The 15138-nt window shown below is 63.1% G+C and carries 13 protein-coding genes; 6 read left to right on the top strand and 7 right to left on the bottom strand.

Annotated elements, in window-relative coordinates:
* The first annotated feature begins 26 nt into the window (after nucleotides 1-26).
* The 3 genes from bamA to fabZ all read left to right on the top strand — a co-directional run bounded on the left by bamA (nucleotide 27) and on the right by fabZ (nucleotide 4209).
* The gene (gene bamA / locus ABIB80_RS26025) at nucleotides 27-2558 is read left to right on the top strand and encodes an outer membrane protein assembly factor BamA (protein ID WP_007603633.1); all 2532 of its coding nucleotides are present in this window, start codon (nucleotides 27-29) and stop codon (nucleotides 2556-2558) included.
* 125 nt (nucleotides 2559-2683) lie between these two features.
* Nucleotides 2684-3751, top strand: a complete 1068-nt coding sequence (gene lpxD, locus ABIB80_RS26020; protein WP_007603634.1) for a UDP-3-O-(3-hydroxymyristoyl)glucosamine N-acyltransferase — start codon at nucleotides 2684-2686, stop codon at nucleotides 3749-3751.
* 41 nt (nucleotides 3752-3792) lie between these two features.
* Nucleotides 3793-4209: a 3-hydroxyacyl-ACP dehydratase FabZ gene (gene fabZ / locus ABIB80_RS26015; protein WP_051058562.1), complete on the top strand. Its 417-nt coding sequence runs from the start codon at nucleotides 3793-3795 to the stop codon at nucleotides 4207-4209.
* Nucleotides 4210-4215: 6 nt separating this feature from the next.
* Here the strand turns inward: fabZ and ABIB80_RS26010 are convergent, their stop codons facing one another.
* The gene (locus ABIB80_RS26010; protein ID WP_007603639.1) at nucleotides 4216-4560 is read right to left on the bottom strand and encodes a KTSC domain-containing protein; all 345 of its coding nucleotides are present in this window, start codon (nucleotides 4558-4560) and stop codon (nucleotides 4216-4218) included.
* A 175-nt stretch (nucleotides 4561-4735) separates the two neighbouring features.
* Between ABIB80_RS26010 and lpxA the strand changes: the two genes are divergently transcribed.
* Genes lpxA through lpxB form a run of 3 tightly spaced genes read left to right on the top strand, consistent with a single transcriptional unit; the run spans nucleotide 4736 to nucleotide 7585 of the window.
* Nucleotides 4736-5527: an acyl-ACP--UDP-N-acetylglucosamine O-acyltransferase gene (gene lpxA / locus ABIB80_RS26005; RefSeq protein WP_007603640.1), complete on the top strand. Its 792-nt coding sequence runs from the start codon at nucleotides 4736-4738 to the stop codon at nucleotides 5525-5527.
* Between the two features lie 19 nt (nucleotides 5528-5546).
* Nucleotides 5547-6404, top strand: coding sequence for an LpxI family protein (locus ABIB80_RS26000; protein WP_007603641.1), 858 nt, complete (start codon nucleotides 5547-5549; stop codon nucleotides 6402-6404).
* Nucleotides 6401-7585, top strand: a complete 1185-nt coding sequence (lpxB, locus tag ABIB80_RS25995; RefSeq protein ID WP_088941263.1) for a lipid-A-disaccharide synthase — start codon at nucleotides 6401-6403, stop codon at nucleotides 7583-7585. Before ABIB80_RS26000 ends, lpxB begins: the two co-directional genes overlap by 4 nt.
* 218 nt (nucleotides 7586-7803) lie before the next feature.
* Here lpxB and ABIB80_RS25990 read toward each other — a convergent pair whose 3' ends face one another.
* The 6 genes from ABIB80_RS25990 to ABIB80_RS25965 form a co-directional block, all read right to left on the bottom strand.
* Nucleotides 7804-9933: a sensor histidine kinase gene (locus tag ABIB80_RS25990; protein ID WP_219682191.1), complete on the bottom strand. Its 2130-nt coding sequence runs from the start codon at nucleotides 9931-9933 to the stop codon at nucleotides 7804-7806.
* 240 nt (nucleotides 9934-10173) lie between these two features.
* Entirely contained in the window at nucleotides 10174-10941 is a 768-nt protein-coding gene (locus ABIB80_RS25985; protein ID WP_219682190.1) for an SDR family NAD(P)-dependent oxidoreductase, read from the bottom strand.
* Nucleotides 10938-12047: an ABC transporter ATP-binding protein gene (locus ABIB80_RS25980; protein ID WP_219682189.1), complete on the bottom strand. Its 1110-nt coding sequence runs from the start codon at nucleotides 12045-12047 to the stop codon at nucleotides 10938-10940. The genes ABIB80_RS25985 and ABIB80_RS25980 overlap by 4 nt, the downstream gene beginning before the upstream one ends.
* A 10-nt stretch (nucleotides 12048-12057) precedes the next feature.
* Entirely contained in the window at nucleotides 12058-12915 is an 858-nt protein-coding gene (locus tag ABIB80_RS25975; RefSeq protein ID WP_219682188.1) for a carbohydrate ABC transporter permease, read from the bottom strand.
* Complete coding sequence (locus ABIB80_RS25970; protein ID WP_354128694.1) at nucleotides 12908-13831, bottom strand: carbohydrate ABC transporter permease; 924 nt, start codon at nucleotides 13829-13831, stop codon at nucleotides 12908-12910. Before ABIB80_RS25970 ends, ABIB80_RS25975 begins: the two co-directional genes overlap by 8 nt.
* Nucleotides 13828-15114 (bottom strand): ABC transporter substrate-binding protein, encoded by a 1287-nt coding sequence (locus ABIB80_RS25965; protein ID WP_007603651.1) that lies wholly within the window; start codon nucleotides 15112-15114, stop codon nucleotides 13828-13830. Before ABIB80_RS25965 ends, ABIB80_RS25970 begins: the two co-directional genes overlap by 4 nt.
* Between the last annotated feature and the right edge of the window lie 24 nt (nucleotides 15115-15138).

Here is a 15138-nt window from a genome sequence, read left to right as displayed (position 1 = left end):
ACGGAATGATAAGGGCGCGTTGCGCAATGAAGTTTGGACTGCGACTCCGGGGGGGCTTGCTCGCAACCCTGATCATGTTCGGCGCGCCGGTGCTTGCCCCGGTTGGGGCTGCCTTTGTGTCTTCGTCTGCGCTTGCTCAGACCGTGCAGTCGATTTCCGTTGAAGGAAATCGCAGGGTCGAGGTGGAGACGATCCGCTCCTATTTCAAGCCGGGTCCCGGCGGTCGCCTCGATCAAGGCGCTATCGACGACGGCCTCAAGGCGTTGATCGAGACCGGCCTGTTCCAGGACGTCAGGATCAACCGCGGTGCCGGTGGCCAGATCGTCGTCTCCGTGGTGGAAAACCCGGTGATCGGCCGCATTGCCTTCGAGGGCAACAAGAAGATCAAGGACGAGCAGCTCACTGGTGAAGTCCAGTCCAAGGCGCGCGGCACCTTCTCCCGCGCCATGGTGCAGTCCGACACGCTGCGAATCGCCGAAATCTATCGCCGTTCCGGCCGCTACGACGTCCGCGTCACGCCTGAAGTCATCGAGCAGCCGAACAACCGCGTCGATCTCGTCTTCACGGTCGAGGAGGGCGCCAAGACCGGCGTCAAGTCGATCGAGTTCGTCGGCAACAACGCGTACTCGTCGTACCGCCTGCGCGACGTCATCAAGACGCACGAATCGAACCTGCTGAGCTTCCTCGCCAGCAGCGACATCTACGATCCCGATCGCGTCGAGGCCGACCGCGACCTGATCCGCCGCTTCTATCTCAAGAACGGTTTCGCCGACGTCCAGGTCGTGGCCGCGCTCACCGAATACGATCCGGAGAAGAAGGGCTTCAACGTTACCTTCAAGATCGAGGAAGGCTCCCAATACCGGGTCGGCTCGATCGACTTCCGCTCCAGCATTCCGAACTTCGATCCCACCTCGATGCGCAACTATTCGCGCGTCAATGTCGGCTCCCTCTACAACGTCGAATCGGTCGAGAAATCGGTCGAGGAGATGCAGATCGAAGCCTCGCGGCGCGGTTATGCGTTCGCCGTGGTCCGTCCCGGCGGCGACCGCAACTTCGAGGCGCACACCGTGTCGGTCGTGTTCAACATCGACGAGGGCCCGCGCACCTATATCGAGCGCATCAACTTGCGCGGCAACACCCGCACGCGCGACTACGTGATTCGTCGCGAGTTCGACGTCTCCGAGGGTGATGCCTACAACCGCGCGCTGGTCGACCGTGCCGAGCGCCGCTTGAAGAACCTCGACTATTTCAAGAGCGTGAAGATCACGACGGAGCCCGGCTCGTCGAGCGACCGCGTGATCCTGCTCGTGGACATGGAAGAGAAATCGACCGGCGATTTCTCGGTCTCGGGTGGTTACTCCACCACCGACGGCGCGCTGGCCGAAGTCTCGGTGTCCGAACGCAATTTGCTCGGCCGCGGCCTGTTCGCCAAGGCGGCGGTGACCTACGGCCAGTATGCCCGCGGCTACTCGCTGTCGTTCGTCGAACCCTATTTGCTCGATTACCGGGTCGCGCTGGGTCTCGACCTCTATCAGCGTGAGCAGAAGTCCAACAGCTACATCTCCTACGGCACCAAGACGCTCGGCTTCTCGCCGCGGCTCGGATTCTCGCTGCGTGAAGATCTGTCGCTGCAGGTGCGCTACTCGATCTACCGGCAGGAAATCACGCTGCCGTCCTACCTGGCGAACTGTAACAACAATGTGGGTTCGGCGGCTTTCAATCCGAGCCCGGCCTTCGCCAATGCAAATGGCATCGACCTGAGCTCCACCAACGGCCTCGGCTGCTACAGCGACGGTGAAGCCTCGCTGCCGGTGCGCAAGGAACTTGCCAACGGCAAGACCCTGACCTCGGCGCTCGGCTATTCGCTGTCCTACAACACGCTCGACAATAACAAGAACCCCACCGACGGTCTGCTGGTCGATTTCCGGCAGGACTTCGCCGGTGTCGGCGGCGACGTCTCCTACCTGAAGACTGTGGTGGACGCGAAGTACTACACTCCGCTGGTGTCCGATATCGTCGGCCTCGCTCGCATCCAGGGCGGCATGCTGAACAAGATGGGCAGCGATCTGCGCATGCTCGATCACTTCCAGATGGGCCCGAACCTCGTCCGCGGCTTTGCCCCGAACGGCATCGGACCGCGCGATTTGAACCCCTTCGGTACGCAGGACGCGCTTGGCGGCACCAAATATTGGGGTGCTTCGCTCGAATTGCAGATGCCGTTCTGGTTCCTGCCCAAGGAAGTGGGTCTGAAGGGCGCCGTCTACGCCGACGCTGGCGGGCTGTTCGACTATCAGGGCCCGACGACATGGTCGGTGACCAACGAAATGACCACGACCAAGAACTCGAGCTGCACGCCGTCGACCGTCAATCCAGCTTCGGCTGGAACCTGCACCGGCCTGGTGTATGACAACGGCAATGCGGTCCGGTCGTCGGTCGGCGTCGGCTTGATCTGGGCCTCGCCGTTCGGTCCGCTGCGCTTCGACTACGCCGTGCCGCTGACCAAGGGCAAGTACGACCGTACGCAGGAGTTCCGGTTCGGCGGCGGCACCTCTTTCTAATTCGAACAGCACGGCACGATCCGGACCACGGGATCCCGTTTCCGAAAGGGATCGTGCCAATCCAGGAGATGAGGCATGATGCGGCTTGGCCGCTTCATGCCGAAGCCGGACCGCGACGGGGTGGAATGGCGCAGCCGACCTTCTTCACACAGCCGCCCGCCTCAGCGCTGGCCGACATAGCCACGCTGACCAAGGCGGAGCTGGTCGATCCCGCCAGGGGCGGCCAAATCATCAGGGGTCTTGCTTCGCTCGACGAAGCCGGCCCGATGCACCTGACGTTCTTCGACAATCTCAAATATGCCGATGAGCTCAAGGCGACCAAGGCCGGTGCTTGCCTGGTGAGCCCACGCTTCGAGGCCCGGGTGCCCGCGCACGTCGCCGTGCTGCGGGCGCCACAGCCGTTCCGCGCCTTCGTCAGGATCGCGCGGGAGTGGCACGGCGACGCGCTCCGGCCGCAATCCTGGACCGGCAACGACGGCATCGCGACGTCGGCCATCATCGACCCCACCGCCAGGCTTGAGGACGGCGTGATCGTCGATCCCCTGGCCGTGATCGGTCCTGACGTGGAGATCGGCAGTGGCACGGTGATCGGTGTGGGGGCCGTGATCGGCCCGGGCGTCAAGATCGGCCGGGACTGCAATGTCGGCGCACGCACCGCCATCCAGTGCGCGCTGATCGGCAACGATGTGCTGATCCATCCCGGCTGCTCCATCGGCCAGGACGGCTACGGCTTCATCTTCTTCGGCCCCGAGGGCCACCTGAAAGTGCCCCAGACCGGCCGCGTGCTGATTCAGAACAACGTGGAGGTCGGCGCCGGCACCACCATTGATCGCGGGTCCTTGCGCGACACCGTGATCGGCGAGGGGACCAAAATCGACAATCAGGTCCAGATCGGCCACAATGTGACCATTGGCCGGCACTGCCTGCTGGCAGCCCAGATCGGCCTTGCCGGCAGCCTCACCCTCGGCGACAACGTGGCGCTGGGAGCGAAGGTGGGCATCAACAATCACGTCAAGATCGGGGATGGAGCTCAGGTCACTGCCATGAGCGGCGTCAAGGACGACGTTCCTCCCAACGGACGCTGGGGCGGGTTTTTTGCCAAGCCGACCCGGCAGTGGTTCAAGGAAATTTTGGCGGTCGAGCGCCTGGCGCGCGACAGCAAGGCCGATCCGAAGCAGGAGGAACGGGAGTGACGGACGAAGCACCGGTCAGGTTCGAGCTTGTGGACATCAACATGATCCTGCAAACGCTCCCGCACCGTTTTCCGATGCTGCTGATCGATCGCGTGATCAACATCCGCACCGATTACAGCGGCATCGGCATCAAGAACGTCACCTTCAACGAACCGCCGTTCCAGGGCCATTTTCCCGATCGCCCGGTCTACCCCGGCGTCATGATGATCGAAGCGATGGCGCAGACTGCCGGTGTGATCGGCATCAAATCGGTCGAGGGCACCGACAAGCCGCGCGCGGTCTATTTCCTGACCATCGACAAGTGCAAGTTCCGCAAGCCGGTGCTGCCCGGCGATACCATCGAATATCACATGCGCTCGATCGGCCGCCGCAAAGCCATGTGGTGGTTTCACGGCGACGCCAAGGTCAATGGCCAGGTGGTTGCGGAGGCCGACGTCGGCGCCATGCTGACCGACTGAGCGGGATCAACTTCTCTGGATACGCTCGCGTGCAGGACAAGCGTACCGGCCGCCGCTGACCTCGCGCTTGATGTTCTGGTTGAAGAACTTTCCCATGGACGGTGCGCCCAGCAGGCGCTCGACCGTGTCGACCGGCACGCCGCAATAGCCGTCATAAACGCCATCCACAGCCACGATGAGGGCCTGCTGCGCACGGTCGTAACAGACCCGCTGAAGCACTGTGCTGCGGGTAATGTCGCGGCATTCGTATGTCTTGAGATCGACGAGGCGGTGTTCGGCGGTCTCGATCGTCTCGGATACGATCGGCGCGGCCGCGAGCTGTGCGAATAGAAGTGCCAGGGCCCTGACCACGATACCTGAAGCTCCGCGTGAACTTGTTGACGAACCGGGAAGGCTGCCTCATCCGGCACCTGAAACACGGAGAGATCATACGTCACTGGACAGATCGGGCATAGTCGCGCTAACCAGCGGAAAACCGAGCGACTTCAACACCTAATCAGACCTTCTTGATGAGTCAGATTGCTTGATGAGTAAGATTGATCCCACCGCACGGATCGCGGACGGCGCCGTGATCGGCGAGGGCACCGAGATCGGACCCTATTGCATCATCGGTGCGCATGTCGTGATCGGCAGCAACTGCAAGCTGATCGGACAGGTCACCGTCATCGGCCACACCTCGATCGGAGATGGCTGCGTGATCTCGCCGTTCGCGGTGCTGGGCGGGGCGCCCCAGGATCTCAGCTACAAGGGCGAGCCTACGAAGCTTGAGGTCGGCTCGGGCTGCACCATCCGCGAAGGCGCGACCATGAATGTCGGCACCATCAAGGGCGGTGGCCTGACGCGCGTCGGCAACGACTGCTATTTCATGAACAACAGTCATGTCGGGCATGACTGCATGGTCGGCAACAACGTGATCTTCGCAACCTCGGCGACGCTTGGCGGCCATTGCGAGATCGGTGACGCCGTCTATATCGGCGGCCTGTCCGCAGTGCATCAGTTCACCCGCATCGGCCCCTATGTGATGGTTGGCGGTGTCTGCGGCGTGCGCGACGACGTCATCCCGTACGGGCTGGTCAACGGCCAATATGCGGTGCTTGAGAGCCTCAACCTGATCGGCATGAAGCGGCGCAAGTTCACCAAGCAGCGGCTTGCGACCGTACGCGCGTTCTACCAGAAACTTTTCCATGGTCCCGCGACCTTTGCCGAACGCCTGGAGGCGGCGCGGCCGCTCGCCGGTGAAGATCCGGCGATCGCCGAAATCCTCGACTTCATCGGCAAGGGCAAGCGCCCGCTCTGTCTTCCCGCCATCGCGAAGTGATGATGGGATGGCCCCGGGCATGACATCGGCGGCTTCGGAGATTTCATCGCCGGTCGGCGTGGTCGCTGGCGGCGGCGCGATGCCGTTCGCGGTTGCCGAATCGCTCGCCGCCCGCGGCATCACGCCGGTGTTGTTTCCCCTTCGGGGCGCCTGTGATCCGGCACGGGTGGAAAACTTCCGCCATCGCTGGATCTCGGTCGGCCAGCTCGGCCGTGCCATGCGGCTGTTTCGCGAGGAGGGCTGCCGCGACCTGATCTTCATCGGCACGCTGGTACGGCCTTCGCTCTCCGAGGTCCGGGTCGACTTCACGACGCTCCGGCTGCTCGGCAATGTCATCCGCGCCTTCCGCGGCGGCGACGATCATTTGTTGTCCGGCGTCGGACGCATTCTCGAGCAGGGCGGCTTTCGCATGGTCGGCATCAAGGATGTCGCGCCCGAGCTCTTGATGCCCGAGGGCTGCATCAGCCGCGCCTGGCCGAGCGACACCGGCAAGACCGACATCGAGCGCGGACGCGCGGTGCTGACCGCGCTCGGTCCGTTCGACATCGGCCAGGCTGCGGTCGTGATCGACGGCCATGTGGTGGCGGTCGAGGACATCGAGGGCACCGATGCGCTGCTCGCGCGGGTGGCACGGCTGCGCGAAGAGGGCCGCATCCGCGCCGCCACCGGGCGGGGCGTGCTGGTGAAGGTCCCAAAGAGCGGGCAGGATCTGCGCTTCGACCTGCCGACGATCGGCCCGCGCACTCTCGAGGGTGTCGCCGCCGCAGGGCTCGCAGGCATTGCCGTCGTCGCGGGCAACACCATCGCCGCCGAGCCGCAGGCAATGATCGCGCTCGCCGACGCCAAATATCTCTTCGTCATCGGCCTGCCGGCGTGATGCAAGGCCGCGATCCCAAGCGCAAGATCTTCCTGATCGCCACGGAGGAATCCGGCGACCGGCTCGGCAGCGCCTTGATGAAGGTGCTGCGCCAGCGCCTCGGCGACGGCGTGCAGTTCGTGGGCGTCGGCGGCCACACCATGGCGCGCCAGGGGCTGGAGACGCTGTTTCCGATCGAGCAGCTCTCGATCGTGGGCTTCGCCGCGGTCGTGCAGCAACTGCCGAAGATCCTGCGGCTGATCCGCGAGACCGCGGAGGCCGTGACCGAAGCCGCGCCGGACGCGCTCGTCATCATCGACAGCCCCGACTTCACCCACCGTGTCGCCCGCCGCGTGCGGGCGCGCAATCCGGCGATCCCGATCGTCGACTACGTCTCGCCGCAGCTCTGGGCCTGGCGGCCGGGGCGGGCGCGGACCATGCTCGGCTATGTCGACCATGTGCTCGGCCTGTTGCCGTTCGAGCCGGAGGAATATCGCAAGCTCGGCGGTCCGCCATGCAGCTATGTCGGCCATCCCCTGATCGAGCAATTGCCCTCGTTGCGGCCGAACGCCGACGAGCAGGCGCGTCGCGGCGGCGAGCCGCCGGTGTTGCTGGTATTGCCCGGCAGCCGCCGCAGCGAGATCAGGCACCATCTCGACGTGTTCGGCGCGACGCTCGGCCGATTGCAGACGGACGGCCGCGCGTTCGAACTGATGCTGCCGACCATGCCGCATCTCGAAGCCAGTATTCGCGAAGGCATCGCGAACTGGCCGGTCAAGCCTCAGATCGTGGTCGGCGAGAACGAGAAGCGCGCCGCCTTCCGCATCGCGCGCGCGGCCCTGGCAAAATCCGGCACGGTGACGCTGGAGCTCGCGCTATCGGGCATCCCGATGGTGACGGCCTATCGCGTCGGTGCGATCGAAGCCTTCATCCTGCGCCGCGCGATCCGCGTCTCTTCGGTGATCCTCGCCAATCTCGTGATCGGCAAGGATGTCATCCCGGAGTTCCTGCAGGAAGACTGCACGCCGGAGAAGCTGGCGCCCGCGCTCTCGGAGCTTCTGACCGATTCACCACTGCGCCGGCAGCAGGTGGAAGCGTTCGCCCAGCTCGATACGATCATGTCGACCGGCAACAAATCGCCGAGCGTGCTCGCCGCCGACATCGTGCTGGCGACGATGCGAAAGGGCAGGCGGGCTAGCTAGGACGTGTACTCACAAGCGGCCCTAGTCCGCTTGGATCCAGCCATTCCAGCATTCAAACCCTCGCTATCCGATTTGGCAAAGAGGCGTTAATCCGAGCTTGAAGCCACATAAGAATTGAGGTCGGTGTCTCCTTGTGGCGCCAGGGCTGACCTGCCTCGCGCAGCCGGTCGAGGACTCGTGCCCCTGAACGGACATCGCGGATATCCAAATTCTTAATATCAATGGCGCTGCGGTAGCCCAGCAACTGAATGGGATGATGTCCTCGCAGTGGTTAATAGCTTCTCCTGGCCTCTCAGAGCGTCCAGCAGTTCGTCGGCCGAGAAGGGCTTGATCAGGACAGTGAGACCTTGCGCGGAGATCAATTTCATCGTTTGCGACCTGATGTCGCCCGTCATCACGACGGCCGGTAGGTTCAAGCCAAGGGCGACACGCAGGCTCTTAATGGTCTCGATGCCATCCGATGAGCCACGAAGGTTGTAGTCACACAGCAGTACATCCGGGCGCAGACCCTGCTCTTTGATCAGGGTCAAGGCTTCGCTCGCCGTTGCGATAACGGTGGCGTCAATCCCTCTTGCCTTCAACGATCTCTGCAGCGCCGATCGCAGGGACGCCTCGTCCTCTATCGCGAGAACGCTGCCCAGGAAGGCACCACTGCAAGGGGGCACCAGCGACGCCGCTTCTGGCGCATTGGCGCCGGATCGAGCGCGCGGAACCTCGATGAAAAACCGTGTGCCCCTCCCTGCGATAGAACGCACCTCGACCTTGTGATCCAGCATTTCTCCAAGCCGCCTTACGATCGCGAGGCCCAGCCCAAATCCGCCCCGTTCCGCGCCATCAGTCCCCTGGTAGTACTCATCGAATATGTGCGGAAGTTGATCTTCGGTGATACCGATTCCGCTGTCCCACACTTCGATGCGAACCTTGTCACCGACTCGTCGGCATCCAAGCAAAATTTGTCCCCGGTCAGTGTATCGGACTGCATTTGATAAGAGGTTGCGGATCATCTCCGCAAGCATTCGGCTGTCGCTGCGGACGATGAGCCCGGAACGTGCAACGCGCAGTCGGAGTCCTCTTTCCTGCACAGACGCGGCGAAGTCTCTAGCGAGCGGCTCGAAAATTTCAACTAGAGAAAACTCACTCACGGATGGACGCAGTTTTCCGGATTCCAGCTTGTTCACATCGAGCAGGCTGGAGAGGATGCTGGTCATGGTATCCAGCGATTTCCGAATGTCAGCGACAAGATCGTGCGCTTCACCGCTTGAATGGAGCGATTCAAGCGCTGCCTGCAGAAGCTTCAGGGTCTGCAATGGCTGGCGCATGTCATGGCTTGCCGCAGCAAGAAAGCTCGATTTGGCGCGATCGGCTAATTCTGCCGCTTCTAAAGCGCCCTGCAATCGGGACTCCCTTTCCAGAATGGCGTGATGGTGAAGCCTCCGCTCGCTAAACAGGGCAGCAAGAACAAGAGCACCTAATGTGATCGCCAGAATGGTAGCTTGAGCAGTCAGCACACGATCTTCGATCGACAGACGTGCGTCCCCGAAAATGCCGATGGTGAAGATTGTCGTCCAGACGACCGTAGTCGAGCATAAGAACGTGGCAATCGCCGTGAACGCTGAACGAAGGCGAGCCGCGATCCAGAGCAGAAGTGGACAAAGTGCGCTGACCGCCAGCACCGCAGTCCAGGGCTCATTGCGCAAGAAAGCCAGCAGCGCGCATATGAGAGACACCACGCCGAGCGCAAGAACGCCCTCCGCAACTTCCCCCCGCGGCGGGGGAGCGCGCGCTAGCGACGCCAGGCCAATTGCGAGCGGCGTCACCGCAATCGTCCCTGTTGCGGCAGATGAAACCCAGTGAAGCCAGATCACCGCCGGGGACGCAGCCGACCCGTGAAACAGCGCAAATACTGCCGTACCACCAAGGCCGGAAAGGCTCGCTGCAATACCGGTCGCGGCAAATAGCGCAAGTACGCTGCGCAGTTCATTCAACTCGAATGGAGATCCACAAAAGCGGTGGATCAGGCCCGCGATGATGACGACTTCACCGGAGTTCGTGACAGCAAAGAACAACGAACTCCAGATGTTGCGATCGCCTAGCAGGTTAGCCGCAATCGTTGCAGCGACCACTCCGAGCACGACAGGCAGCTGTGCCGCAGGACCAAGCGCGATCAAAATCCCCGAAGCCACCCCCCCCGCTGGCCAGAATAGGGCAACACCATCGGCCGGGTCCAGCAATGCAAGGCTCAGCCGCGCGGTGAGAAAATAGGCGAGTGCCACTGCGAATGTCAAAAGAACGTCTGCGCCGCTTGCGAGCGGGCGGCGAGCCACCATCTGTTTTGCGGTAATCCCCAATGCCTTCCACCACTCGTCTGGGCCCATATCCCTGACGCGCAAAGCCTTCCGGGGCCGCCGCGACGTCGCCAACTCGGCGGCTCTAGCGAGTATAGGCCAGATTTCCGCTCAAGCCATCATGTTGTCTTGCATTAGTCTTCCTGTGGCCCAACTCGGACCCAAGGTGAGATACGCCAACCCGACTGCTATCGGATACGGAGCGGACCTCTATGAGGGAGCTCGGGTGTGTCAGTACACGCTCTAGCCGAGACCAGCGTCGACCTGAAAACATTGGCGCGTGATGCGCTGGCTGTCGTCGGAGGCGAGGAACAGCGCCATGTTGGCGATGTCCTCAGGCGTCACCGCGTCGGGAATGGCCTGACGCGTGCGCAGCTCGGCGATCGCCTGGTCGTCCGGGTACCACAGCCGGCGCTGACGCTCCGTGATCACCATCCCCGGCGCTATCGCATTAACGCGGATGCGGTCGGGCCCGAGCGACCGGGCCAGGGAGTTGGTGAAGCCGACAATCGCGGCCTTCGCCGCGGCGTAGACCGGCAGCCCCGGCGCGCCGCGCATCCAGGCAATCGACGACATGTTGATGATCGAACCGCCGCCGCGCGCCTGCATCTGCGGCACCACCGCTTGCGCTGCAAAGAAGACGTGCTTGAGGTTGACGCCGATCATCCAGTCGAACTCGGCCGAGGTTACCTCGGCCAGTACCTGGCGTTGATCGTTAGCGGCGTTGTTGACGAGAACCGCGGCATCGCCAAGCGATCCCTGAACCTGCGCCATAGCGTCGCGCAAGGCGTCGATGTCGAGCAGATCGCACGGCACGAACAAGGGCGCGGTCCCAGCCGCGGCCTTTACATCCGCGACCAGCGCCCGGCCGGCTGCCTCATCGAGATCCAGGAACGCGACACGAGCCCCTTGCGCCGCGAACGACCGCACGAAGGCGGCACCGATGCCGCTGGCGCCACCGGTGATCAACACCACGCGATCCCTAAGACCGGCATAGCTCGTTCTTGTCATGCGATCAGTCGCTCCGTCTCGGGGTCGAACAGGCAGATGCGGCGGGTGTCGAGCGCGAACGGGGCGGCGGCGCCCGGTGTGGGGCGGATATCCGGCGTGATGCGCGCCAGCGCAGGCTCGCCGCCAAGCCGCAGCAGCACGATCGTTTCGGCTCCCGTCGGCTCGACCATCTCCACCGGCGCGTTGACGACGACGGGCGGATCGGCGGAAAATACGCGGCTGCCCTCGGCGATGCATTCCGGCCTGATCCCGACCACCACGTCTCGGCCGACAAAGGGGGCCGCCGCATCATATTGGCCAAGGCGGAGGCGGACCTCGTCCGGCCGTCCCGCGCCGATCACGACCACCGGCCCGCTGGCGTCAGCCTCCAGCCGTGCCGGCATCGTGTTCATCGGCGGCGAACCCATGAAACGGGCCACGAACAGATTGGCGGGATAGCGATACACGGTGTCCGGATCGGCAAACTGCTGCACCACGCCTCGATGCATCACGGCGATGCGCGTCGCCATCGTCATCGCCTCGATCTGGTCGTGGGTGACATAGACGATGGTGGCGCCGATGCGCTGGTGCAGACGCTTGATTTCCATTCGCATCTCGACACGCAGCTTGGCGTCGAGGTTGGAGAGCGGCTCGTCGAACAGGAAGAGCAGGGGATCGCGCACCAGCGCCCGGCCCATCGCCACACGCTGGCGCTGGCCGCCGGAGAGCTGCGACGGCTTGCGGCCGAGTAGCGGCTCGATCTGGAGCAGCCTTGCCACATTCGCCAGCGCCTTTTCCTGCTCCGCCTTCGCTACGTGGCGGCATTCCATGCCGAAGGTGATGTTCTGGCGCACCGTCATCGACGGATAGAGCGCGTAGGACTGGAACACCATGGCGATGTCGCGGTCCTTCGGCGGAATGTCGTTGACGACACGTCCGCCGATTTCCACGGTGCCTGAGCTCGGGAGGTCGAGCCCGGCGATGATGTTGAGCAGCGTAGACTTGCCGCAGCCGGATGGGCCGACGAGCACGGTGAATTCACCGCTCTCGATGTCGAGATCGATGCCCTTCAGCACCTCCAGATTGGCGTAACGCTTGGACAGGGCGCGAATGCTTAGGGCTGCCATGACGATCCGATCATTTCACGGCGCCGGCGGTGAGGCCGCGCACGAAATACTTGCCGCCGATCAGATAGATCAGCAGGGTCGGCAGGGCGGCGATCATCACCGCCGCGCTTTGCACGCCATGCTGCGGAATGTCGGCGACCGCGGCGGATAGCGCGATCAGCGCGGCGGTGACCGGCTGCTGCTGACCGGTCGTGAATGTCACGCCGTAGAGAAACTCGTTCCAGATATGCGTGAACTGCCAGATCACGGTGACGACCAGAATAGGCGGCGAGAGCGGCAGGATGATGCGCCAGAAAATACGAAAGAACCCTGCGCCATCGATGCGCGCAGCTCTTATCAAATCCGGCGGGATCGCAGTGTAGTAGTTTCGGCAGAACAAGACGGTAAAGGAGAGTCCCTGGATCGTGTGGATCACGACCAGGCCCGTGAGTGTGTTCATCAGGCCCGTATCGCGCAACACGATGGTCCAGGGAAGCAGGCGCATCTGCTGGGGAAGGAAGAGGCCGAGAGTCACGATGCCGTAGATCCAGCTATCGCCGCGAAAGCGCCAGAGCGAAATGGCGTAACCGGCGACAGCACCGAGCAGGGTCGAGAAAATCGTCGCGGGAATCGTGACCAGCGCGGAGTTCAGCATGTACGGCCGGATGCCGGCGCAGGTCTCGGCGACGCAGAAACCGCTCCAGGCGGTGGCGTAATTGCTCCATGCCCATTGTTTCGGCCAGCCGATCATCGAGGCCTGCGCGATCTCCTCGTTGCTACGGAGCGAGTTCAGCACGACGACGGCCAATGGCGCGAGCCACGCCGCAGCGACCAGCGAGACGACGAGATAGATCAGGATCCGGCCTGGCGCGAAGGTTCGCTCACGCATGGATCGCCCGCCGCCGCTGGACGTAACGCCACGCTGCATAGGGCAGCAAGACCGCAAGAAGAATGAGCAACATGAGCACTGCCGCCGCCGCTCCCCGTCCGAGCAGGCTGCGCTGGAACATGAGGTCGTAGACGACGAGGGCCGGCAGCTGGGTGGCGATCCCGGGACCGCCGTTGGTGAGTGCGCGGACGAGGTCGAAGGTCGAAATCGCGAACTGCAGCTGGATGACGATGACGGTGATGGTCATCGGCCAAAGGGTCGGCAGGATGACGCGCCGGTACATTCGGATCGGTCCGGCGCCGTCGATTTGCGCGGCCTTGATCAGGTCGGCGTCGACGGAGCGGAGGCCGGCCAGGAACAGCGCCATGGCAAAACCGGAAGATTGCCAGATCGCGGCGATGACAATGGTCCAGATGGCCATGTCGCGGTCGATCAGCCAGTCGAACCGGAACGAGATCCAGCCTAGGTCGCGAACCAGCTTCTGGATCCCGAGGCCGGGATTGAGCAACCAACTCCAGACCGTGCCGGTGACCACGAATGACACCGCCAGAGGATAGAGGAAGATCGACCGCAGCAGGTTCTCGCCGCGAATACGCTGGTCGAGCAGGATCGCAAGGATGAGGCCGGACGCCAGGCTCAGCAACACGAAGGCGCTGCCAAACAGCAGCAGATTGTCCAAGGCAATCTGCCAGTTCCGCGATGCTGCAACCGCAGAATAGTTGCGCAAACCGACCCAGCCCGAGACCGGGACCAGAGTGGACGGTGTGAACGATATCCAGATCGTCCACAGCGTAAACGCAATGAGGTGCGCGGCGGACATCAGCAGCGGCACCCAGATCGTCAAATATTCGGGCAGCCGGCGTACCCAGTCAGAGGCCGCCGGCCGGCCCGGTGTTGTCGAGACGGCGATCGTCAACGTGAGCTCTCGACGGCCTCGGCGAGGCGTATGGCCGCTTGCTCAGGCTTGATCGTCTTGTTCTTCACGTACTCCGTGATCACGTCGATCATCGCTGCGGTCATCCCGTTTTCCTGCGCCATGTTGTGCGCAAGACTGAGGACGGCCTGATTGCTGGCGATCGCGTCTTTCAGGGCTGCCGCGGTCCGCCGTTGACCGTCCGACCAGCCCTCGCCCGACAGATCGACATCGGTGCGCACGGGGATCGATCCCGTGATCTGCGAATACATGGTCTGGATCGCTGGATCCATCACGAGCTGGGCCATCAGCGTCTGGCCGGCCTGCAGATCTGCCTCCTTGCGCTGCCAGAATATGAAGGCATCGGCATTCAACAGGAAGACCGGCTTGCTGTTGTCGCTCGGGCCCGGAGCGATCATGAAGTCCTCGAACTTAAAGCCGGCGTTGCGCAAGACGCCCTGCGCCCACCCGCCCATGATCATCATGCCCATGTCGCCCTCGACAAAGCGCTTCAGGTTGGTCGAAAAGTGCTGGGCGCCGACGTTGGGGTCCATCCAGTCGGCAATCTTGCGCACCTGTACGAAGGCATCCTTTATCTCGGGGCCCTCCAGGGCCTTCTTGTCGAGATTCATGATGGCTGCGCGGTATGCGGCGGGACTGATGCCTGCCAAAGCGGCCTCGAATTTCTGGCCGTCGTCCGGGCGGGTGCCACCGTTGGCGATGGGATAGGGGACTCCGCCTGCTTTCATCTTCTCAGCGAGGTCGTTGAACTCAGCCCATGTGACGGGGACCTTGTCAGCCTTGGCCTTGTCCATCGCGCGTTTGGAAAGAAACAGCATGTTGGTGCTGTAGATCTGCAACGGCAGTGCAATCCACTTGCCTCCCGGTTTGTGCAATTTTGCAAGGTCAGGCGCGACAACCTTTTCGTAGCCGGCGGCAGCGACGACGGCATCGAGATCGACGGTTGGGGCAATCTTCGACCAGGCCGCAATCTCGGGGCCTTTGAGCTGCGAGCAGGCCGGTGGATCGCCGGCCATGATCTGGGCACGCAGCTTGTTCATCATCTCGGTGGTGAAGCCGGGGACGGGCGAGTGCTGCCAAACCCCGCCTTTCTCTTCGAACTTCTTGCCGAGCGCCGTGATGGCGGCCCCATCGCTGCCTGCGGACCATTGCGAGATCGCAGTCAGACGCGGCTTGATCGCGCCTTGCGCGCGGGCAAAGGCCGGCAGCGCAAGGGCAGCAGCGGATCCGGCGAGCAGTTGGCGCCTTGTTGTCGTGATCGGCATGGCAAGTTCCTCCCGGTGTGAACT

The organism is Bradyrhizobium sp. i1.15.2 (assembly GCF_040548425.1).
GTDB lineage: Bacteria > Pseudomonadota > Alphaproteobacteria > Rhizobiales > Xanthobacteraceae > Bradyrhizobium > Bradyrhizobium canariense.
Note: the sequence above shows the minus strand (reverse complement) of the source record. Positions and strands in the feature narration are given on the sequence as shown.